The organism is Streptomyces sp. NPDC102406, from assembly GCF_044765725.1.
Lineage (GTDB): Bacteria > Actinomycetota > Actinomycetes > Streptomycetales > Streptomycetaceae > Streptomyces.
In genome coordinates, this window is sequence record NZ_JBIWKP010000003.1 from 742,214 (window position 1) to 762,158 (window position 19,945).

The 19,945-nt window shown below is 72.2% G+C and carries 16 protein-coding genes and 2 pseudogenes; 8 read left to right on the forward strand and 10 right to left on the reverse strand.

Annotated elements, in window-relative coordinates; genetic code table 11:
* Window positions 1–146: 146 nt before the first annotated feature.
* Window positions 147–236: pseudogene (locus ACIRF8_RS17270) on the reverse strand (LysR family transcriptional regulator); the annotation flags it as partial.
* Window positions 237–334: 98 nt separating this feature from the next.
* Here ACIRF8_RS17270 and ACIRF8_RS17275 point away from each other — a divergent pair.
* Window positions 335–1,378, forward strand: coding sequence for a bile acid:sodium symporter family protein (locus ACIRF8_RS17275; RefSeq protein ID WP_404215603.1), 1,044 nt, complete (start codon window positions 335–337; stop codon window positions 1,376–1,378).
* Here ACIRF8_RS17275 and ACIRF8_RS17280 read toward each other — a convergent pair.
* Together ACIRF8_RS17280 and ACIRF8_RS17285 are read right to left on the reverse strand one after the other, a co-directional pair.
* Window positions 1,323–2,507 carry a hypothetical protein gene (locus tag ACIRF8_RS17280; RefSeq protein ID WP_404215605.1) on the reverse strand — a complete coding sequence of 395 codons (1,185 nt, stop codon included), beginning with the start codon at window positions 2,505–2,507 and terminating at the stop codon, window positions 1,323–1,325. The two genes, ACIRF8_RS17275 and ACIRF8_RS17280, sit on opposite strands and share 56 nt — an antisense overlap.
* Before the next feature lie 74 nt (window positions 2,508–2,581).
* Window positions 2,582–4,423, reverse strand: a complete 1,842-nt coding sequence (locus ACIRF8_RS17285) for an exo-alpha-sialidase (RefSeq protein WP_404215607.1) — start codon at window positions 4,421–4,423, stop codon at window positions 2,582–2,584.
* A 182-nt stretch (window positions 4,424–4,605) separates the two neighbouring features.
* Here ACIRF8_RS17285 and ACIRF8_RS17290 point away from each other — a divergent pair.
* Window positions 4,606–4,805 (forward strand): annotated as a pseudogene (locus ACIRF8_RS17290) (MarR family transcriptional regulator); the annotation flags it as partial.
* 90 nt (window positions 4,806–4,895) lie between these two features.
* Here the strand turns inward: ACIRF8_RS17290 and fdhD are convergent.
* Genes fdhD through ACIRF8_RS17315 form a run of 5 tightly spaced genes read right to left on the reverse strand, consistent with a single transcriptional unit; the run spans window position 4,896 to window position 11,413 of the window.
* Window positions 4,896–5,756, reverse strand: a complete 861-nt coding sequence (gene fdhD / locus ACIRF8_RS17295; protein ID WP_404215609.1) for a formate dehydrogenase accessory sulfurtransferase FdhD — start codon at window positions 5,754–5,756, stop codon at window positions 4,896–4,898.
* A gap of 7 nt (window positions 5,757–5,763) precedes the next feature.
* Window positions 5,764–6,624 carry a 2Fe-2S iron-sulfur cluster-binding protein gene (locus ACIRF8_RS17300; protein WP_404215611.1) on the reverse strand — a complete coding sequence of 287 codons (861 nt, stop codon included), beginning with the start codon at window positions 6,622–6,624 and terminating at the stop codon, window positions 5,764–5,766.
* On the reverse strand, window positions 6,621–8,468 hold the full coding sequence (locus tag ACIRF8_RS17305) for an NADH-ubiquinone oxidoreductase-F iron-sulfur binding region domain-containing protein (RefSeq protein ID WP_404215613.1): 1,848 nt from the start codon (window positions 8,466–8,468) through the stop codon (window positions 6,621–6,623). Before ACIRF8_RS17305 ends, ACIRF8_RS17300 begins: the two co-directional genes overlap by 4 nt.
* A gap of 21 nt (window positions 8,469–8,489) precedes the next feature.
* Complete coding sequence (locus ACIRF8_RS17310; RefSeq protein WP_404215615.1) at window positions 8,490–10,436, reverse strand: molybdopterin oxidoreductase family protein; 1,947 nt, start codon at window positions 10,434–10,436, stop codon at window positions 8,490–8,492.
* Window positions 10,433–11,413 (reverse strand): 2-dehydropantoate 2-reductase, encoded by a 981-nt coding sequence (locus ACIRF8_RS17315; RefSeq protein ID WP_404215617.1) that lies wholly within the window; start codon window positions 11,411–11,413, stop codon window positions 10,433–10,435. The genes ACIRF8_RS17310 and ACIRF8_RS17315 overlap by 4 nt, the downstream gene beginning before the upstream one ends.
* 198 nt (window positions 11,414–11,611) lie before the next feature.
* Here ACIRF8_RS17315 and ACIRF8_RS17320 point away from each other — a divergent pair, with 198 nt between their 5' ends.
* The 4 genes from ACIRF8_RS17320 to ACIRF8_RS17335 all read left to right on the forward strand — a co-directional run bounded on the left by ACIRF8_RS17320 (window position 11,612) and on the right by ACIRF8_RS17335 (window position 15,003).
* Window positions 11,612–12,964: an OFA family MFS transporter gene (locus ACIRF8_RS17320; protein WP_404215619.1), complete on the forward strand. Its 1,353-nt coding sequence runs from the start codon at window positions 11,612–11,614 to the stop codon at window positions 12,962–12,964.
* Window positions 12,942–13,067, forward strand: coding sequence for a hypothetical protein (locus ACIRF8_RS17325; protein WP_404215935.1), 126 nt, complete (start codon window positions 12,942–12,944; stop codon window positions 13,065–13,067). Before ACIRF8_RS17320 ends, ACIRF8_RS17325 begins: the two co-directional genes overlap by 23 nt.
* 129 nt (window positions 13,068–13,196) lie before the next feature.
* A complete protein-coding gene (locus ACIRF8_RS17330) occupies window positions 13,197–14,144 on the forward strand; it encodes a beta-ketoacyl-ACP synthase III (protein ID WP_404215621.1) in 948 nt (315 codons plus the stop codon).
* 181 nt (window positions 14,145–14,325) lie between these two features.
* Window positions 14,326–15,003: a GntR family transcriptional regulator gene (locus tag ACIRF8_RS17335; protein ID WP_404215623.1), complete on the forward strand. Its 678-nt coding sequence runs from the start codon at window positions 14,326–14,328 to the stop codon at window positions 15,001–15,003.
* 25 nt (window positions 15,004–15,028) lie between these two features.
* Here the strand turns inward: ACIRF8_RS17335 and ACIRF8_RS17340 are convergent, their stop codons facing one another.
* Window positions 15,029–15,619, reverse strand: a complete 591-nt coding sequence (locus ACIRF8_RS17340) for a TIGR03086 family metal-binding protein (protein WP_404215625.1) — start codon at window positions 15,617–15,619, stop codon at window positions 15,029–15,031.
* Between the two features lie 69 nt (window positions 15,620–15,688).
* Window positions 15,689–16,891, reverse strand: a complete 1,203-nt coding sequence (locus ACIRF8_RS17345) for a low temperature requirement protein A (protein ID WP_404215627.1) — start codon at window positions 16,889–16,891, stop codon at window positions 15,689–15,691.
* Window positions 16,892–17,096: 205 nt separating this feature from the next.
* Between ACIRF8_RS17345 and ACIRF8_RS17350 the strand changes: the two genes are divergently transcribed.
* Together ACIRF8_RS17350 and ACIRF8_RS17355 are read left to right on the forward strand one after the other, a co-directional pair.
* On the forward strand, window positions 17,097–18,278 hold the full coding sequence (locus tag ACIRF8_RS17350; RefSeq protein ID WP_404215629.1) for an ROK family protein: 1,182 nt from the start codon (window positions 17,097–17,099) through the stop codon (window positions 18,276–18,278).
* A 122-nt stretch (window positions 18,279–18,400) separates the two neighbouring features.
* Window positions 18,401–19,888 carry a sugar ABC transporter ATP-binding protein gene (locus tag ACIRF8_RS17355; protein ID WP_404215927.1) on the forward strand — a complete coding sequence of 496 codons (1,488 nt, stop codon included), beginning with the start codon at window positions 18,401–18,403 and terminating at the stop codon, window positions 19,886–19,888.
* Window positions 19,889–19,945: the final 57 nt, after the last annotated feature.

Below are 19,945 nucleotides of genomic sequence, written 5' to 3' on the forward strand. Positions count from 1 at the left end.
CGCCTGGACCGGCGCCCGCCCCGGTCCCCCAGCTCCGGCAGCCCCGCCCGGTCGGGGATGCGGACCAGGTTCGGCGGGATGTGCCCGGGGTGTGCGTGCCGGAACGACTCCAGGATCTCGGTGAGCCGGGTCAGGACGAAGTCCTAGGAGTGCGTGTCCCGCGTGAACGGGGTGCGCCCGGCCGTGTCCTCCAGGTGCCGCACCTGCTGGCCGACCGTCGACTGCCGCAGGCCGACGCCACACGATCACCGTCAGAGCGGTATGCAGGATTCCCGATCACGCCGACCTGGTGGACCATGGAGAGGGCACGACGTGAACCGAGAGCAAGGAACCAATGAAACGCCTGCACTGGCCGCGCTGGATGCCGGTCGACCCCTACATCGTGGCGTTGATCGCGACGGTCGGCCTCGCCGCGCTCCTCCCGGCCCGCGGCGCCGCCGCCGACGTCGCCTCCGGCGCCTCGACCGGGGCGGTCGCCTTCCTCTTCTTCCTCTACGGGGCCCGTCTGTCGACCCGCGAGGCGATGGACGGCCTGCGGCACTGGCGCCTCCACGTCACGGTCCTCGTCTGCACGTTCGTCGCGTTCCCACTGCTCGGCCTCGCCGCCCGCGGCCTCGTCCCGGTCCTGCTCCCGCAGAACCTCTACGAGGGCCTGCTCTTCCTCACCCTCGTCCCCTCGACCATCCAGTCGTCGATCGCGTTCACCTCGATCGCGCGCGGCAACGTCCCGGCGGCGATCTGCGCGGGCTCCTTCTCCTCCCTCGCGGGCATCGTCCTCACGCCCCTGCTCGCGGCGGCGCTGCTGGGCAACAGCGGCGGCGGCTTCTCCGCCGACTCGCTCGTCAAGATCGTGCTGCAACTGCTCGTGCCGTTCCTCGCGGGCCAGGTGCTGCGCCGCTGGGTCGGAGGCTTCCTCGCCCGCCACAAGAAGGTCCTCGGCTACGTCGACCGCGGCTCGATCCTGCTCGTCGTCTACACCGCGTTCAGCGAGGGCATGGTGCAGGGCATCTGGCACCAAGTCAGCGCCGTCCGCCTGGCCGGTCTGCTCGCGGTCGAGGCGGTGCTCCTGGCGGTGATGCTCGCCGCGACCTGGTACGGAGCCAAAGCCCTCGGCTTCCACCGCGCCGACCGCATCGCCATCCAGTTCGCCGGCTCGAAGAAGTCCCTGGCCTCAGGGCTGCCCATGGCGAGCGTCCTGTTCGGCGCCCACGCCTCCCTCGCCGTGCTGCCCCTGATGCTCTTCCACCAGATGCAGCTCATGGTGTGCGCGGTCATCGCCAAGCGCCGCGCGAAGGACCCCGAGGGGCCGGACGGGCAGCCGCTCAGCCCAGCCGCGCCGACACGAACCGCGGCCGGTACAGCGCCACGTTCCGGCTGAGGTGCGCCTGAGCGGTGGCGGGCGCCGCGTCCAGCCAGTTGACGTCGTAGCTCAGCACCAGCCGCCCGCCGTCGCTCAGGTTGTGGTGCACCTGCGGGTTGTACGCGGCGACCGTGCCGTCCGGCAGCGCGGGCGCGAACCCGCGCGCCGGCCCGTGCCAGGGCCCGGTGGGGGAGCACGCCCAGTACGAGGTCACCGTGGTCAGCCCCGCGCTCCCCGCGGCCATCGTGAACAGCACGTACGTCCCCGAGACCGCCGCCACCGCGAACGCGCTCCCCACCCCCCGCCGCCGCCCGTCACCGAGCACCGGACGGGCCGCGCCCGCGTCGGCCCGCCAGCGCTCGCCGTCCCAGAACTCCCACGCGCGCGGGGAGCCGAGCCGCCCGCGGGGGACCCGGGCCGCATAGGCGCGGTGCACGGCGGCCTGCCCGTCGTCGCCGCCGAACACGTACGTCCAGTCGGCGTCGTCCACCATGGTCGTGCCGTACAGCACCCGGCGGGCCGGGTCCGGGACCCGCCGCTGGTCCAGGACCTGCGTGATGCCGACGAGACGCAGGTCCGGCAGGGACAGGGTGGCCATCTCGGTCGCCGTCGGCACCCCGTAGATGTACGGGCCGGTCCCCGCCGTACGCGTCCACAGCAGCACGCGTACGACCTGCTCCCGCGAGCCGGGGTAGCGCGGCTCCACCCGCGCGGCGACCGGCCACCGCCACTCACCGGCTCCCGTGTCGGGGAACAGCGGCGCTGCCACGGTCCGCTCGATCCGTCCCGAACGCCCCATGAGAACGGCGGAGTTGCGCACGAACGGCGCGTCGGGGCCGCGCCAGGAATACGGCTCTCCCACGGGGTTGGGCGGCGGGTGCACGGCTCCCAGATACGTGTCGGAGAACAGCCAGAGCACCCGCCCGTCCGGCAGCCTCACGGAGTGCGTCCCGTCGCCCCCGGTCCAGTCGTCGGTGCGGGCGGCGTCGTTGCCGTAGCGGGCGAACTCCTGGTCGAGAGCGGAATCCGGCGCCCAGGACGTCACGGACCGGGCCGCGCAGGAGGAGTCGTCCCCCCGCCGGGCAAGGACGCCGGCCACCACCACGAGCCCGCCGATGAGGACCAGGACCAATCCCACCAGGGGCACGGGGAACCGCGCGGCCCGCGCCCACCGGCCGCGAGACGCCGGCGCTTCCTCACGGCCGCCCACAGGAGGTGACGCTAACCTCCCGGGCGCACCCGATCCAGCGGAAGCCACAGAACGGGCCGCCCGCCGGAGGTGACCCGTACCTCGTCGAGGTCGCCCCGGAAGAAGGCCCGGCTGTCCATACGCTGCCCGACATGCACCCCGAACGGCGAGTTCCGGCTCACCGAACCGGGCACGTCGGCCGCGCTCGCGACCACCGAACCGTCGACGGACAGCGTCAACTGGCCGCCCTCGCGCCCGAGTTCGGCCTCGTGCCACGCGCCGTCGTTGTAGGCGGACGTGCTGCGCACCGAGACGCTCCGCGGGGCGCCCGCGCCGTCCCGGGCGGTGATCAGGCCGGTGATCCGGTTCGACGCGGGCTCGCCCCGCAGCCACACCTGCGGCTGCGACGTCCCGATCCCGCCCATCCACAAGAACGGCTGCTCACCACTGGTCGCCGTGTACCGGAACCGCAGCGACGCCGTGAAGTCCCGTGTGCCGAGCGGGAGTTGTGGCCGGTAGGGCAAGCGGACCGCGTCGTCGACCCCGTCGAACGAGAGCGCCCGCCCGACCGCGCCCTCGGTCACCGACGCCCCGCCGAGCACCGCGGCGCCCCGCGCACGACGCGCCCGGTCGGCCGTCGTCGGATCGGCGCCGCGCCGCTCCTTCAGCCAGCCGAGCGTGAAGCGGGCGAAGCGGATCTCGTCACGGGCGTCGACCGCGCCGCCCTCGTACAGCAGGCCCACATGGTCCGCGTCGGCCTGCACCAGATCCGAGTAGCCGGACCAGTCCGTGGTCACCACGGTGCCCCGGTCGAAGCTGTCCCAGGTGCGCCCGCCGTCGTAGGAGGACCGGACGGTCATGGTGCGCCGCCGGTCCGGATCGCCGGGGCAGGCGAGCAGCAGCCGCCTGCCGCCGCTGCCACCGACGCGCAGCACCGAGCCCTGCACCTGAGGCGTGTACAGGTCGGGGAGCGCGGCGAAGGGGCGGGCGAACGACTCCCCGCCGTCGCGGCTCACCGCGTGCGTGCGGTGCCCGAGGTCGGTGCCGTCCTGCTCGCGGCCGCTGACGTAGAGCGTGCCGTCGGGGAGTTCGGCGAGTGTCATCTCGGAGGGCTTCTGGCGGAACGTGCCGTCGTCCGCGACCGGCCACGAGTCCTTCGCGCCGACCCGCCAGTGGGCGCCGTGGTCGTCACTGACCATCAGGGCGGCGTGGTTGGTCGTTATCCGGCTGCCGTCCCACGTCTCGGCGTTGACCGTGAAGACCAGGCGCCCGCGGTGGCGGCCCCTGGTGAGCTGGACGCCGTGCACGGGGCCGGTCGCGTACCAGGAGTTGAAGTCGGGGGGCAGCAGTTCGCCGCTCAGGTCGCGCGGCGCGGACCAGGTGCGGCCGTCGTCGTCGCTGTACTGGAGGTGCGGGGTGCGGTCGCACGGCACGGGGCAGTTCCCGCCGCCCGGCAGGCCCGTGTTGTAGGTCTCCGCGAGCAGGATGCGGCCGGTCCGCCGGTCCACGACGGGCGCCGGGTTGCCGTGGGTGTCGCCCGCGCCCTCGTTGACGACCTGGAGCGGTGACCAGGTCCGGCCGCCGTCCTCGGACCGCTTGACCACGATGTCTATGTCGCCGGCGTCCGAGCAGTCGTTCGTGCGGCCCTCGGCGAAGGCGAGCAGCGTGCCCGCGGTGGTCTCCACGACGGCGGGGATCCGGTAGCAGGCGTACCCCGGATCCTGGTCCGCCTTGAACAGCACCTGCTGTTCGAACGGGGGAGGGGGCTCGGCGGTGGTGGCGGCGCGCGCGGCCACCGGGGCGGGCAGGGCCGCGGCCACGGCGAGCGCCGCCACCACCGATCTCAGACGTACGCGGAGCGTGCTTCGTGGCATGGCGCGTTACACCCTTCAGGTGAACGGACAAGATATGGGGACGAACAGGACATCCCACGTCCAACGTATGCGCCGCAGACGCTACTGAAGCCGATCGCCACCCCACAAGAACCGCGCATCACGGGAACAGGGGATCGCGGACCCGGCGGCTCACGGGATCAGGACCACCTTGCCGGAGTTGGCTGGTTCCTCGATCACCGCGCCGGCTGCTGGAGCGCGCCGCCGCCCGGGGCCGCGCCCTCGTCGCCGAGGCACTGGCCGAGCAGGGGCTGAAGAGGTGGCACCACGTGGTCATCGGCGCCCTCGCCGACCTGGAGCCCGTCGACCAGGCGACCTGGTGCACAGCGTCCGGCTCGACCCCAAGGACACGGTCGGCGTCCTCGTCCGGCACCTCGGCGTAGGGACCCGGCCGGCGCAGGGGGCGCTCCCCGCCGGTCCGGGCCCCCGCCGCCGTGCCGCGGGGCCCGCCGGGTCAGCCGTGCCGCTGCGAAACGGCCGTCGAGGCCGGCAGGGCGACCCGGTGGTCACCCGCGTACACGTTCATGGAGGTGCCCCGCAGGAAACCGATCAGGGTGAGCCCCGTCTCGGCGGCCAGATCGACGGCGAGCGACGACGGCGCCGACACGGCCGCGAGCACCGGGATGCCCGCCATGACCGCCTTCTGCGCCAGCTCGAAGGAGGCGCGCCCGGACACCATGAGGACCGACCGCGACAGCGGCAGGTCCCCGTTCCGCAGGGCACGGCCGACGAGCTTGTCCACCGCGTTGTGCCGGCCCACGTCCTCCCGTATGTCGACGAGATTGCCCTCCTCGTCGAACAGGGCCGCCGCGTGCAGCCCCCCGGTCCGGTCGAAGACGCGCTGGTCCGCGCGGAGCCGGTCCGGGAGCGAGGCGAGCAGTTCCGGGGTGAGCAGGACCGGGGGAGTGTCGGCGATCGGGAACCGGGCCGTGGTGCGCACCGCGTCGAGGCTCGCCTTGCCGCACAGGCCGCAGGATGAGGTCGTGTAGACGTTGCGCTCCAGCGTGATGTCGGGCAGGACGACCCCGGGCGCGGTGCTGACGTCGACCACGTTGTAGGTGTTCGACCCGTCCGCGGTCGCGCCCGCGCAGTACACGATCGTTTGGAGGTCGTCGGCGCCGCCCAGTACGCCCTCGCTGACCAGGAAGCCCGCGGCGAGCGCGAAGTCGTCACCGGGCGTGCGCATGGTGATGGCCAGCGGCTTCCCGTTCAGCCGGATCTCCAGCGGCTCCTCGGCGACGAGGGTGTCCGGCCGGGTCGAGACCCGCCCGTCCCTGATCCGGATCACCTTGCGCCGTTCCGTGACTCGTCCCATGTCTTGATCAGTCCCGGTTCTGTACGTGCTGGTAGCCGAAGCGGCCCTTGATGCAGAGGTTGCCGTGCGTCACCGGGTTGTCGTGCGGCGACGTCACCTTCACGATCTCATTGTCCTGCACATGGAGCGTCAGATTGCAGCCGACTCCGCAGTACGCGCACACCGTCGTCGTCCGCGACTGCGCCGCCTCGTCCCACGTACCGGCGGCCCGCCTGTCGAACTCGGACTTGAACGACAGCGCGCCCGTCGGACACACCTCGATGCAGTTGCCGCAGTACACACACGCCGAATCGGTCAGCGGCGCGTCGTGCTCGACGGCGATCCGGGCGTCGAAACCGCGCCCGGTGACCGCGATCGCGAAGGTGTTCTGCCACTGCTCGCCACAGGCGTCGACGCACTTGTAGCAGAGGATGCATTTGCCGTAGTCGCGCACATAGAGGTCGTTGTCGATCCTCGGTTCCTCGTCGACCCGTGCCGCGTCCGGGCCGAACCGGTCCGGCTTCGCCTCGTACTCCTTGAGCCAGGAGGCGACCTGCGGAGTCATCGACAAGTCGACCGACGACGCGAGCAGTTCCAGCACCACCTTGCGGCTGTGCCGGGCGCGCTCGGTGTCCGTGCGCACCTCCATCCCGGACTCGGCCTTCCTCGAACACGCCGGTACGAGGGTCCGGGCGCCCGCCACCTCCACCACGCAGAGGCGGCAGGCGTTCTTCGGGGTCAGGGTGTCGCCCTCGCACAGCGTCGGGATGTCCCTCCCCGCGGCCCGGCAGGCGTCGAGGATCGTCGCACCCTCGGCCGCCCGCACCGGCTCGCCGTCGATCGTGAACTTCAGCAGGCGGCGGGGGATGCCCAGCTCGGTGACGGTCATGACGCGTACGCCCCCAGGCGGTCGATGGCGGACTCGATGGCGTTCCAGGCGGTCTGGCCGAGACCGCAGATCGAGGCGTCCTTCATGGCGCGGCCCACCTCGCGCAGCAGGGCGATGTCGTCGTCGGCCGCGACACCCTTCTTCCCGGCGATCCGGTGCAGCGCCTCCTCCTGCCGCACCGTGCCCACCCGGCACGGCACGCACTGCCCGCAGGACTCCTCGCGGAAGAAGCGGGCGATGCGCAGCAGGATCCGGGGCAGGGGCAGCGCGTCGTCGAAGGCCATCACCACCCCGGAGCCGAGCGTGGTGCCCGCGGCGCGGGTGCCCTCGAAGGTCAGCGGGATATCCAGTTCGTCGGGGCGGACGAATCCGCCCGCGGCGCCGCCGAGCAGGATCGCCCGGAGCGGACCTGGGGTGCCGGCGAGGGTGAGGAGGTCGCCGAGGGTGGCGCCGAACGGCAGCTCGTAGAGGCCGGGCCGGTCGACGGCGCCGGAGACGCAGAACAGCTTGGGCCCGGTCGACTGCCCGGTGCCGATGGCCGCGTAGGCCTGCGCCCCCATGGTCAGGATCGGCAGGACGTTGACCAGCGTCTCGACGTTGTTGGCGGCGGTCGGCTTGCCGAACAGCCCCTTCTCGACGGGGAACGGCGGCTTGGAGCGCGGCTCGCCCCGGTACCCCTCGATGGAGTTGAACAGGGCGGTCTCCTCCCCGCAGATGTAGGCACCCGCGCCGCGCCGGATCTCGATGTCGAAGGCGAACCCCTGCCCGAGGATGTCGCCCCCCAACAGCCCCCGCGTACGGGCCTGTTCGACGGCGTGGCTCATCCGGGCGAGCGCCCGCGGGTACTCGCCGCGCAGATACAGGTAGCCGTGCCGGGCGCCCGTCGCGTACGCCGCGATCGTCATGGCCTCGACGAGCGCGTACGGGTCGCCCTCCATCAGGATCCGGTCCTTGAAGGTGCCGGGCTCGGACTCGTCGGCGTTGCAGACGAGATAGTGCGGCCCGTCCGGCTGTGCCGCGGTGGCCTGCCACTTCCGTCCCGTGGGGAACGCGGCCCCGCCCCGCCCCAGGAGCCCCGCGTCGGTCACCTCCCGGATGACCGCGGCGGGCCCGATGGAGAACGCCCGCCGCAACGCGGAGTACCCGCCCTCGGCCCGGTAGTCGTCGAGCGAGGAGGGATCGACGACACCGACGCGCTTGAGGAGGAGAAGCCCCGGGGTACCGGCTTGAGGCACGGCGGCAGCCGTGCCGGGCTCCGCCCCCGCGAAATCCAGCCCCGCTGCATCCAGCCCCTCCGGCGATCGAGGAGCGGGGTCCGGGGCTGAGCCCCGAAACGGTGCGAGGGGCACGGCCGACGCAACGGACCCGGCCCGCACCAGCAACGCCGCAGGCGCCCGCTCACACGCCCCCAGACACGGCGACTCCTCCACCCGCACATCAGCCCCGGCCCGGGACCGCGCCGAGCCACACAACTCCGCACCCCCCACCCGGGCACAGGCAAGGTCCGTGCACACGTGCAACACCGTCGCGGGACGCTCCCGCACCGAGAACATGGAGTAGAACGTGGCGACCCCGTACGCCTCCGCGGGCGGCACCGTCAGCCGCCGGCACAGATAGTCGAGCGCGCCCTCGCTGATCCAGCCCACCCGGTCGTTGACCGCGTGCAGCCCCGGCAACAGCAGATCCCGCCGCTCACGGGCCGCGCGTCCGCCCCGCGCCCACCGCACCTCGGCGTCGGTACGGCTCTCGGCACCCTCCCAGGCGGATTCCGGCGGGCCGAGCAGCGCGTCGACCGCCTCCCGTTCCTCGTCCGTCGGCTTGCTGTCACCGAAGCGCAGATCCACGGTTCCTCAGCCCCTCCCCGCTCACACGGTCAGCTTCTCGACACGTATCGCCGACGCCTTGAACTCCGCCGTCCCGGCGATCGGGCAGTTCGCCTCGATGGTCAGCGCGTTGGTGTCCACCTCGTCGGGAAAGTGCATGGTCATGAAGGCGAGCCCGGGACGCAGACCCGGATCGACCCAGACCGGCGCGGTGACCGTGCCGCGCCGCGAGCGGACCCGCACCTCCTCGCCGACCGCGACCCCGTACCGTTCGGCGTCCTCCGGGCACAGCTCGATGTACTCGCCGCGCCGCAGCGGCGAGGCGAAACTCCCGCTCTGCACACCGGTGTTGTACGAGTCGAGGCGGCGCCCCGTGGTCAGCCGGAGCGGGTACGCCTCGTCGGTCAGGTCGACCGGCGGATCGTGCTCGACGAGCCCGAACGGCGCGCGCCGCCCGCGCCGCGCCGGGTCCGCCTCCCACAGCCGGCCGTGCAGGTACGAGGAGGGCAGCTCGTCCATGTCGGGGCAGGGCCATTGCAGGCCCTGGAGCTCCTCCAGGCGGTCGTAGGTCATCCCGAAGTGGTCGGGCGACAGGGCGCGCAGCTCGTTCCAGACGGCTTCGGCGTCCGCGTACTTCCAGTCGTGGCCCAGGCGGGCGGCGACGTCGCAGATGATGTCGATGTCCTCGCGGGCCTCGCCGGGCGGGGTGAGCGCGGCCCGTACGCGCTGCACGCGCCGCTCGCTGTTGGTCGTCGTGCCGTCGGTCTCGGCCCACGCCGCTGTCGCGGGCAGCACCACGTCGGCCATCCCGGCGGTCCTGGTCAGGAAGATGTCCTGGACCACGAGGTGGTCGAGGGCGGCGAGGCGACGGGCGGCCTGCTCGCTGTCGGCCTCCGACTGCGCGGGGTTCTCGCCGACGCAGTAGACGGCGCGCAGTCGCCCGTGCTCCATCGCCTCGAACATGTCGGTGAGGGTCATGCCGTACCGCGGCGGGATGACGGTGTCCCAGGCCTGCTCGAACTTGACGCGGTGCCCGTCGTCGAGGAGGTCCTGGAAGCCGGGGAGCCGGTTGGGGATGGCGCCCATGTCGCCGCCGCCCTGCACGTTGTTCTGCCCGCGCAGGGGCTGCACCCCGGCGCCGTACCGGCCGACGTGGCCGGTCAGCAGCGACAGGTTGATGAGCGCCCGGACGTTGTCGGTGCCGTTGTGGTGCTCGGTGATGCCGAGCGTCCAGCACAGTTGGGCGCGTTCGGCCCGCGCGTAGGCGTGCGCCAGTTCCCTGATCGCGGCGGCGGGGACGCCGGTCACCTGCTCCGCCAGGGACAGGGTCCAGGGCTCGACGAGCGCCCTGAACTCCTCGAAGCCGGTCGTCGCCCGCTCCACGAACGCCTTGTTGTGCAGACCGGCGGCGATGATCTCGCGGGCCACCGCGTGCGCGAGCGGGATGTCGGTGCCGACGTCGATACCGAGCCAGCCCTCCGCCCACTCGGCGGTCGAGGTGCGGCGCGGGTCGACGGCGTACATCCGCGCCCCGTTGCGGATGCCCTTCAGGACGTGCTGGAAGAAGATCGGGTGCGCGAAGCGGGCGTTGGAGCCCCACATGACGATGAGGTCCGTGTGCTCGACCTCCTCGTACGAGGAGGTGCCGCCGCCCGAGCCGAACACCGCCGACAGTCCGGCGACGCTCGGCGCGTGGCACGTGCGGTTGCAGGAGTCGACGTTGTTCGTGCCCATGACGACGCGGGTGAACTTCTGTGCCACGTAGTTCATCTCGTTGGTGGCGCGGGCGCAGGACAGCATCGCGAAGGCGTCCGGGCCGTGCTCCTCGCGGGTGCGCCGGAAGCCGTCGGCCGCCGCCGTCAGGGCCTCGTCCCAGGTGGCGCGCCGCAACGGGGAGCGGCGGTCGCCCGGCGTCTCGCGCACGAGTGGGTGGGTGAGCCGGGTGTAGGTCTTCGGGGTACGGTCGCGCCGCTGCTGCCTCATGCTCATGCGGCGTCCCTCCTCATGCCGTGGGCGAGCAGGTCCGAGAGGGCGTGCACGGTGCGCAGGGTCGGCACCTCGACGCCGGTGATGTCCGCCAGCTCCACGACCGCGGCCAGCAACACGTCCAGTTCCAGGGGCTTTCCGCGTTCCAGGTCCTGGAGTGTGGAGGTGCGGTGGTCGCCGACCCGTTCGGCGCCGGCCAGGCGGCGCTGCACGGAGATGTCGGGCGTGCAGCCGAGGGCCGCGGCGACGGCGAGCGTCTCGGCCATCATGATCTCGATGACCCGGCGGGTGCCGCCGTGCCGGCACATCTGCCGCATCGTGGCGCGCACCAGCGCGCTGATCGGGTTGAAGGAGATGTTGCCGAGCAGCTTGATCCAGATGTCGGAGCGCAGATCCGGCTCGACGGGACACTTCAGGCCGCCCGCCCGCATCGCGTCGCTGAACGCGGCGCAGCGCGCCGACACCGTACGGTCCGGCTCCCCGACGGAGAACCGTGTCCCCTCCAGGTGGCGGACGATTCCCGGTGCGACAAGCTCCGTTGCCGCGTAGACGACGCAGCCGACGGCCCGCTCGGGTGCGAGCACCGCGCTCACGGCGCCGCCCGGGTCGACGCTGTCGAGCCGTCGGCCGTCGTACGGGCCGCCGTGCCCGTGGAAGTACCACCAGGGAATGCCGTTCTGCGCGGCGACCACGGCCGTACGGTCGTGCAGCAGGGGCTCGATCAGCGGCCCGCACGCCGCGTACGAGTTGGCCTTCAGGCCGAGGAACACATAGTCGACGGGCCCGATCTCGGCCGGGTCGTCGGTGGCGTGGGCCCGCGCGGTGAAGTCCCCGCGCGCGCTGACGACCTGGACACCGTGGTGCCTCATGGCCGCCAAGTGCGGTCCACGGGCGACGAGATGGACGTCGGCGCCCGCGCGGTGCAGCGCGGCTCCGACATAGGCGCCGATCGCTCCGGCGCCGAGGACTGCGACCTTCACTGGCTGGCTCCGTCCGCGTCGAGGGTTCGGCTCCGCCCCGCTCGCACGGGCAGTGGCGGTCCGAAGAGAGAAGCAGCGAGACTGTCGATGGAATATTGTCTACAGTATGGAACTTGGGTCGACAAGACTCCGCGCACAGGTACGGACCGAACCACTGCCTCTTCCCAACACTCCTGTCCCTGCCTACGGTTCTCGATCATGAGGCCCCCCGTCGCACCCCCCGGCTGGAGTCGTTGGCTCGTACCGCCCGCCGCGCTCTCCGTCCATCTCTCCATCGGCCAGGCCTACGCCTGGAGCGTCTTCAAACCGCCCCTCGAATCCGCTCTCGGCCTGAGCGGCACCCAGAGCGCGCTGCCGTTCCAGCTCGGCATCGTGATGCTCGGCCTGTCCGCCGCGTTCGGCGGCACCCTCGTCGAACGCAACGGCCCGCGCTGGGCGATGACCGTCGCCCTCGTCTGCTTCTCCTCGGGCTTCCTGCTCTCCGCCCTCGGCGCCGCCACCGAGCAGTACTGGCTGATCGTGTTCGGCTACGGCTTCGTCGGCGGCATCGGCCTCGGCATCGGCTACATCTCCCCGGTCTCCACCCTGATCAAGTGGTTCCCGGACAGGCCCGGCATGGCCACCGGCATCGCGATCATGGGGTTCGGCGGCGGCGCGCTCATCGCGTCGCCGTGGAGCGCCCACATGCTGGAGTCCTTCGGCGCGGACAGCGACGGCATCGCCCTCGCCTTCCTCGTGCACGGCCTCGTCTACGCGGTCTTCATGACGCTGGGCGTGCTCCTGGTCCGCGTACCGAAGGCCGCGCCGAAGGCGCGGGCGACCGAGCGGCAGACCCCCAGCGGCCCCCAGGTCTCGGCGAAGGAGGCGATCCGCACGCCGCAGTTCTGGTGCCTCTGGCTGGTCCTGTGCATGAACGTGACGGCCGGGATCGGCATTCTGGAGAAGGCCGCACCGATGATCACCGACTTCTTCCAGGACACCGACACCCCGGTGAGCGCGAGCGCGGCGGCCGGATTCGTCGCGCTGCTCTCCGCCGCGAACATGGCCGGGCGCATCGGCTGGTCCTCCGCCTCCGACCTCGTCGGCCGCAAGAACGTCTACCGCCTCTACCTCGGCGCGGGCGCCCTGATGTACCTCCTCATCGCCCTGTACGGCGACTCCTCCAAGCCCCTGTTCGTCCTGTGCGCCCTCGTGATCCTCTCTTTCTACGGAGGCGGTTTCGCGACCGTCCCCGCGTATCTGAAGGACCTGTTCGGCACCTACCAGGTGGGCGCCGTCCACGGTCGGCTGCTCACCGCCTGGTCGGCCGCGGGCGTCCTCGGCCCGCTCATCGTCAACCGGGTCTCCGACAGCCAGGAGGAGGCGGGGAAGCACGGCTCGTCCCTCTACGGCCTGTCGTTCACGATCATGATCGGACTGCTGGTCGTCGGCTTCGTCGCCAACGAACTCATCCGCCCCGTCCACGTCCGCCACCACGTCCCCGCCCCCAGGGAGCCCGCCGATGACAGCGCCGACACCACCGCCGACCGTGACCACCAGCAGCCCGCCTAGGCGCCGGGGCCTGATCACCCTCGCCTGGCTGTGGGTGGGGGCGCCGCTCGCCTACGGCCTGTACGAACTGGTGCAAAAGGCGACACAGCTCTTCACCGGCTGATCGGGTGGAACTCTCCAACCAAGGCCCCACAATCCTGTTGCTTACGTCACCTCGTACTCGCCGGTCGCTGAGCAGACTTGAACGTCCGCAGCTCGCACGGGGGCGAGCCAGCTACACGAGGGGACCTCCATGAACGGTTCGCGCATCGTCGGCATCGGCCACTACCAGCCCGCCAGAGTCCTCACGAACCAGGATCTGGCGGGCATGGTCGACACCGACGACGAGTGGATCCGCTCGCGCGTCGGCATCCGCACCCGGCACATCGCGGGCCCCGACGAACCGGTCGACGAGCTCGCCGCGCACGCCGCCGCCAAGGCGCTGGCCGCGGCGGGCCTCACCGCCGACGCCATCGATCTGGTCGTCGTCGCCACCTCCACCGCCGTCGACCGCTCACCCAACATGGCGGCCCGCGTCGCCCACCGCCTGGGCGTCCCGTCCCCGGCCGCACTCGACCTCAACGTCGTCTGCGCCGGGTTCACCCACGCCCTCGCCACCGCCGACCACACGCTGCGCGCAGGCGCCGCCACCCGCGCCCTGGTCATCGGCGCGGACAAGATGTCGGCCGTCACCGACTGGACCGACCGCTCCACCTGCGTCCTGGTCGGCGACGGCGCGGGCGCCGTGGTGATCGAGCCGTGCGCCGACGGCGAGGAGCCCGGCATCGGGCCCGTCCTGTGGGGCTCCGTCCCGGAGATGGGCAACGCCGTCCGCATCGAGGGCGAACCCGCGCGCTTCGCCCAGGAGGGCCAGTCCGTCTACCGCTGGGCGACCCGGCAACTGCCGCCGCTCGCCCGCGAGGCCTGCGCGAAGGCGGGCCTCGACCCGGCCGACCTCGCCGCGGTGGTGCTGCACCAGGCCAACCTGCGCATCATCGAACCCCTCGCCGAGAAGATCGGCGCGGTCAACGCGGTGGTGGCCAAGGACGTCGTCGACTCCGGCAACACCTCCGCCGCGAGCGTGCCCATGGCGCTGTCCAAGCTGATCGAACGGGGCGAACTGGCGACCGGGGCGCCCGCGCTCCTCTTCGGCTTCGGCGGGAACCTCTCGTACGCGGGCCAGGTCGTGCGCTGTCCCTGAGCCGAGGCGCGTGCGATGTGACGAGGCCGACTGCCCCTGGTGGTAGCGATTGTGCTCGGTAAACTGTATTCCAAAGACAATCGAGTGTTCCGCACCGTGCCGACGCCGTTGCGGGCCGCGGACACCCGATCCGGGACCGGAATCGGCGCGCCGGACGCTCGAAGCCCAGGAGGGGACCGCGATGTTGTCCACAGGACTGCCGCAGGGGGCGGTGCCCAAGCTGGAGCGCCCCGGCCCGTTGCGTGAGCGGGTCTACGAGGCGCTGCTCGCCCTCATCACCACCCGCGCCCTCCAGCCCGGCCAGCACCTCGTCGAGAGCGAGCTGGCCGGGCACCTCGGGGTCTCGCGCCAGCCGGTCCGTGAGGCGCTTCAGCGCCTGAACACCGAGGGCTGGGTCGATCTGCGCCCGGCGCAGGGCGCGTTCGTGCACGAGCCGACGGAGGAGGAGGCGGACCAACTCCTCACCGTGCGGACTCTGTTGGAGGCCGAGGCGGCCCGGCTCGCCGCGGCCGGCGCGGGCAAGACCGGCATCAGCGCCCTGGAGGAACTCTGCGCCAGGGGCGAGAGGGCCGTCGCCGACGGGGACGTCGACCTGGTCGTCGCGACGAACGCCGAGTTCCACGCGAAGGTCATGGAGCTCGCGGGCAACGTGGTCCTCGCCGAGCTGGCCGGCCAGGTCGACGCCCGCGTCCGCTGGTACTACCAGCCCGTCGCCCGCCAGCGCGGCAAGCAGTCCTGGATCGAGCACCGCGAACTCATCGCGGCGATCTCGGCCCGCGACGAGACACGGGCGTCAGCGGTGATGCGGGCGCACACGGAACACACCCGCGAGACGTACCACCACCGCAACCAGGAGTAGACCCGTCGGCGGCGGGCCGGTCCCCTCAGCCGTCCGCCCGCCAGTGCGGGTCGCGGCCCGTGAACGCCAGCAGCCGCTCCGCCGCGCCCGCCTCCGCCGTGACGGGCACGGCCGGGGCGTACTTGTGGAAGGTGTCACGGACGAAGTCGACGAACCGGTCGGCCGGGACCTGGAGCCCGGCGGCCAGCTCGTCCGTCAGGGGAAGGGCCTGACCGGTCGCCCGCGCGATGTCCCAGGCGTGCACGCCCGCGTCCAGGGCGGCGGCGGCCGTGCCCAGCCAGGCCGGGACGGGCCCGAAGGGCGTCGGCACGTCGGTCGCCGACCGGCCGACGGACTCCCAGGCCGCCGTGACCGCGCGCAGCACCTCCTCCAGCTCACCTGCCGGGTCGGGACCGAGCGAGTCCTCGGGCGCGAACGGGTCTCCGGCCGGCGCGATCGGGGCCACCTGCATCACCAGCGCCTGCTGGTCGAGGCGGGCATGGTTCAACACCTGGCGCACGGTCCACTCGGTGCACGGCGTCGGCCGGTCCCAGCCGTCCGCCGGGACACCGCGCACGGCGGCCCGTAGGAAGTCGTGCGCCTGCTCCAGCAGTTTGTATCCGTCGATCGGACTCAAGATCCCACTCCCTCAATCGGATCGTGCACGTGGCCGTCCCCGCCCGGCCGGGCGGGAACGGATCAGCGATCAGGTCCGTGCCGCACCGGGGGACCGGCGTGCCTCGGCGGCGAGCATGGCCACCAGCGCGACGACCAGCGCGAGGAGCTGGGCCAGTGCGGACACGCGCAGGCCGAGCAGGGCCGTCGCGAGCACCACCGGCACCGCGAGCGCCCGGTAGCCCACCGGGAACAGCCGCATGGCCGCCCGGAACGCCACGTCCCCCGCCAGGAACAACGCGACCCCGCCCGCGAGGGCGAGCGCGGGACCGGTGTGCAGCTCCTCACCGATGTGCCCCAGCGACTTCTTGATCCCCGCGGCGAGGAACGCGACGCCGAGCAGCATCGGCAGGAACGCGTAGTAGTACGCGGTCATCGCGAGGCGCCAGCGCCGGTCGGCCGGTGTCGCGGCGAACGCGTGCTCGGCCCCGCCCTCGTCGCGCACGAAGTACGTCCACCACAGCGCCCCGGCGAGGGCGAGCGCCAGGAAGACACCGGTGAACACGCTCACCGTGAACGGCAGATCGCCGATGCCGACCCCGATCGCGATGACCGACTCGCCGAACGACACGATCAGCAGCAGCCCGTGCCGCTCCACGAAGTGCCCGGGGTGCAACGCGCCCATCTGGGCCCGGAGTTCCGCGGTGGCGCGGCCCGACCCGCGCGTCGGCCCGTACTCGGCCATCAGCGGCGTCACGAACTGGAGGGCGATCGCCAGCACCCACAGCCCGTCCGCGAGCAACCCCGTGCACAGACCCGCGCCGGTCACGGCGAGCGCGGCGAGGGAGTTGGGCGCGGCGTACCAGATCACGTCATGGCCGTGGCTGCGGGTGTACAGGACGCTGTGGACCACGACGACCAGCAGCAGCCCGAGACCGAAGACGACGCCCGCGTTCGAGTGGGGGTCGAAGACATGCGGGATCGACAGGGCGCAGACGAGGAAGGCCGCCATGCCGAGCAGCATCAGCGTCCGGCGCGACGGCCGGTCGGGCGGCACCTGGTTGGTGAGGTAGGCGTAGGCGGAGTACATCCAGTACAGGACCATGAAGATGAGCACGACGCGGCCCGCGGTGGCCCAGGACAGGTCGTGCGCGATCAGCACGGTGAGCTGGGTCAGCGTATAGACGAAGACCAGGTCGAAGAAGAGTTCCAGCGAGGTGACCCGCTGCGGGACCACGGGCTCCGCCCGGCCGGTCCCCTCCCCGTCCTGTCGTGGTGCCGTCTGCGACGTCATGCCCGAACTCCCCCTGCTTCGTGCCGTGTTGTCGTGTGCGGCGGCCAGACTACGGGACGGCGCATCTTTGTCCTGTGACTGGAGAAAGTCATGGGTAATTCCTGCGCAACTTCTTCCCACACCCGGCAGGCACTGCTACGTTCCCCATCGAAAGAACGGCGAAGGCACCGGAGCCCGAAGAGGCGGGGAGGGGCACGTGAGACGTATGACGGCTCGACCCGCCAACGCGCACCAGGCGCGCCTGCTGCGACTGCTGCGCGACGGAGGGCCCAACTCCCGGGCCCAGCTCGGCGACCAGATCGATCTGTCCCGCTCCAAGCTGGCCGTCGAGGTGGACCGCCTCCTGGAGACCGGACTCGTGGTCGCGGACGGACTCGCCGCCTCGCGCGGTGGCCGCCGCTCCCACAACATCCGGCTCGCGCCCGGCCTCCGCTTCCTCGGCGTCGACATCGGCGCGACCTCGGTCGACGTCGCCGTCACCAACGCCGAGCTGGAGGTCCTCGGGCACATCACCCAGCCCATGGACGTACGCGAGGGACCGGTCGCGGTCTTCGAGCAAGTCCTCGCCATGGCAGCCAAGTTGAAGGCGTCAGGGCTCGCCGAGGGGTTCGACGGAGCGGGCATCGGCGTGCCGGGGCCCGTCCGCTTCCCCGAGGGCGTCCCGGTCGCCCCGCCGATCATGCCCGGCTGGGACGGGTTCCCGGTCCGCGAGGCACTCAGCCAGGAGCTGGGCTGCCCGGTCATGGTCGACAACGACGTGAACCTGATGGCGGTGGGGGAGCAGCACGCGGGCGTCGCCCGCTCCGCACGCGACTTCCTCTGCGTCAAGATCGGTACCGGTATCGGCTGCGGCATCGTCGTCGGCGGTGAGGTCTACCGCGGCACGACCGGCTCGGCCGGCGACATCGGGCACATCCAGGTGGAACCCGACGGCAGGCAGTGCGCCTGCGGCAACAGGGGCTGCCTGGAGGCCTACTTCAGCGGCGCGGCACTCGCCCGCGACGCCGAGGAGGCCGCCCGGGACGGGCGCTCGCCCGAACTCGCCGGGCGCCTGGACGTGGCCGGAAAGCTCAGCGCCGCCGACGTGGCGGTGGCCGCCGCCGCCGGTGACGGAACCTCCCTCGACCTCATCCGTGAGGGCGGCAACCGCACCGGCCAGGTCATCGCCTCCCTGGTCAGCTTCTTCAACCCCGGCCTGGTCGTCATCGGCGGTGGCGTCACCGGCCTCGGCCATACGCTCCTCGCCGCCCTGCGCACCCAGGTCTACCGCCAGTCGCTCCCCCTGGCGACCGGAAACCTGCCCATCGTCCTGGGCGAGCTGGGCCCCACCGCCGGAGTCATCGGCGGCGCCCGCCTCATCAGCGACCACCTGTTCTCACCCGCGTAGCACCACCCGCACCACCACCGCACAGCGCCCCGCCCTGCTCTGCCCTGCCCTGAAACCGGCCCGCACCCGCTGCTGGGGGAACCGCCATGGCAATTTCGGCACCAGATTCACCGCTGCTCACCATGAACGGCATCACCAAGTCGTTCCCCGGCGTACGCGCCCTCGACGGCGTCGACCTCGACGTCCGGCCCGGCGAGGTGCACTGCCTGCTCGGCCAGAACGGCGCGGGCAAATCCACGCTCATCAAGGTCCTCGCCGGCGCCCACCAGCCCGACGCGGGCGCCATCACCTGGCGCGGGGAACCGGTCACCCTGCGCTCGCCGATCGCCGCGATGCGTCTCGGTATCGCCACCATCTACCAGGAACTCGACCTGGTCGAAGGCCTTTCGGTGGCCGAGAACGTCTTCCTCGGACACGAGCCGACCGCCGCGGGCTTCGTCGTACGGGGCCGGGACGCCAGGGCGGTGACAGCGGCCCTGCTCGCCCGCCTCGGGCACGGCGAGATCGCCCCCGGCACCCTGGTCGGGGACCTCTCCGCCGCCGGGCAGCAGATCGTCTCCATGGCCCGGGCCCTCTCCCACGACGTACGGCTCATCGTCATGGACGAGCCCTCGGCGGCGCTCGACCCCGACGAGGTCGACAACCTCTTCCGCATCGTCGGCGACCTCACCGCGGACGGCGTCGCCGTCGTCTACATCTCGCACCGCCTGGAGGAGATCCGGCGCATCGGCGACCGGGTCACCGTCCTCAAGGACGGCCGGGCCGTCGCCGGGGGACTCCCGGCCAAGGACACGCCCACCCGTGACGTGGTCGCCCTGATGACGGGCCGCAACGTCGAGTACGTCTTCCCGGACCGCCCGCCGTCCACGCCGACGGCCGAGCCGGTCCTGCGCGTCAAGGACCTGTCCCGCGAGGGCGAGTTCGCCTCACTGGACCTGGAGATCCGCCCCGGTGAGATCGTCGGCCTTGCCGGACTGGTCGGCTCGGGCCGCTCCGAGATCCTGGAGACGATCTACGGCGCCCGCAAACCCACGACCGGGCAGGTCAGCGTGGACGGGCGGCAGTTGCGGCCGGGAAGCGTCCGCGCCGCCGTCCGCGCGGGGCTCGGCCTCGCACCCGAGGAGCGCAAGGCCCAAGGGCTCCTGATGCTGGAGTCGGTGACACGCAACGTCTCCGTCTCCTCCATGTCCCGCTTCGCGCACGGGGGTTGGGTCGACCGGGGCCGGGAGAACGAGGCCGCCCACCGGGCCACCCGCGAGCTGTCGCTGCGCCCGGACAACCCCTCCGTCCCCGTGCGCACCCTCTCCGGCGGCAACCAGCAGAAAGCCGTACTGGCCCGCTGGCTGCTCCGCGGCTGCAAGGTCCTGCTCCTGGACGAGCCGACCCGCGGCGTCGACGTCGGCGCCCGCGCCGAGCTGTACGCCGTCATCCGCCGCCTCGCCGACGACGGCCTCGCCGTCCTCATGGTCTCCAGCGAGGTCCCCGAGGTCCTCGGCCTCGCCGACCGCGTCCTGGTCCTGCGCGAGGGCCGCGTCGTCCACGAGGCCCCGGCGCGCGAACTGACGGAACACCGGGTCCTGGACCTGGTCATGGAAGGAGCGCCGGCATGACGCGAAGCGCCGTACCCGCCCTCTCGCACGTACGACCCCGACCAGAAGGGACCCAGG

Excerpts from the sequence above, each read along its gene's own strand:
- ACIRF8_RS17275 (WP_404215603.1), top strand. The coding sequence starts at position 335 with ATGAAACGCCTGCACTGGCCGCGCTGGATGCCGGTCGACCCCTACATC.
- ACIRF8_RS17285 (WP_404215607.1), bottom strand. The coding sequence starts at position 4,423 with ATGCCACGAAGCACGCTCCGCGTACGTCTGAGATCGGTGGTGGCGGCG.
- fdhD (WP_404215609.1), bottom strand. The coding sequence starts at position 5,756 with ATGGGACGAGTCACGGAACGGCGCAAGGTGATCCGGATCAGGGACGGG.
- ACIRF8_RS17300 (WP_404215611.1), bottom strand. The coding sequence starts at position 6,624 with ATGACCGTCACCGAGCTGGGCATCCCCCGCCGCCTGCTGAAGTTCACG.
- ACIRF8_RS17310 (WP_404215615.1), bottom strand. The coding sequence starts at position 10,436 with ATGAGCATGAGGCAGCAGCGGCGCGACCGTACCCCGAAGACCTACACC.
- ACIRF8_RS17320 (WP_404215619.1), top strand. The coding sequence starts at position 11,612 with ATGAGGCCCCCCGTCGCACCCCCCGGCTGGAGTCGTTGGCTCGTACCG.
- ACIRF8_RS17330 (WP_404215621.1), top strand. The coding sequence starts at position 13,197 with ATGAACGGTTCGCGCATCGTCGGCATCGGCCACTACCAGCCCGCCAGA.
- ACIRF8_RS17335 (WP_404215623.1), top strand. The coding sequence starts at position 14,326 with ATGTTGTCCACAGGACTGCCGCAGGGGGCGGTGCCCAAGCTGGAGCGC.
- ACIRF8_RS17345 (WP_404215627.1), bottom strand. The coding sequence starts at position 16,891 with ATGACGTCGCAGACGGCACCACGACAGGACGGGGAGGGGACCGGCCGG.
- ACIRF8_RS17350 (WP_404215629.1), top strand. The coding sequence starts at position 17,097 with ATGACGGCTCGACCCGCCAACGCGCACCAGGCGCGCCTGCTGCGACTG.
- ACIRF8_RS17355 (WP_404215927.1), top strand. The coding sequence starts at position 18,401 with ATGAACGGCATCACCAAGTCGTTCCCCGGCGTACGCGCCCTCGACGGC.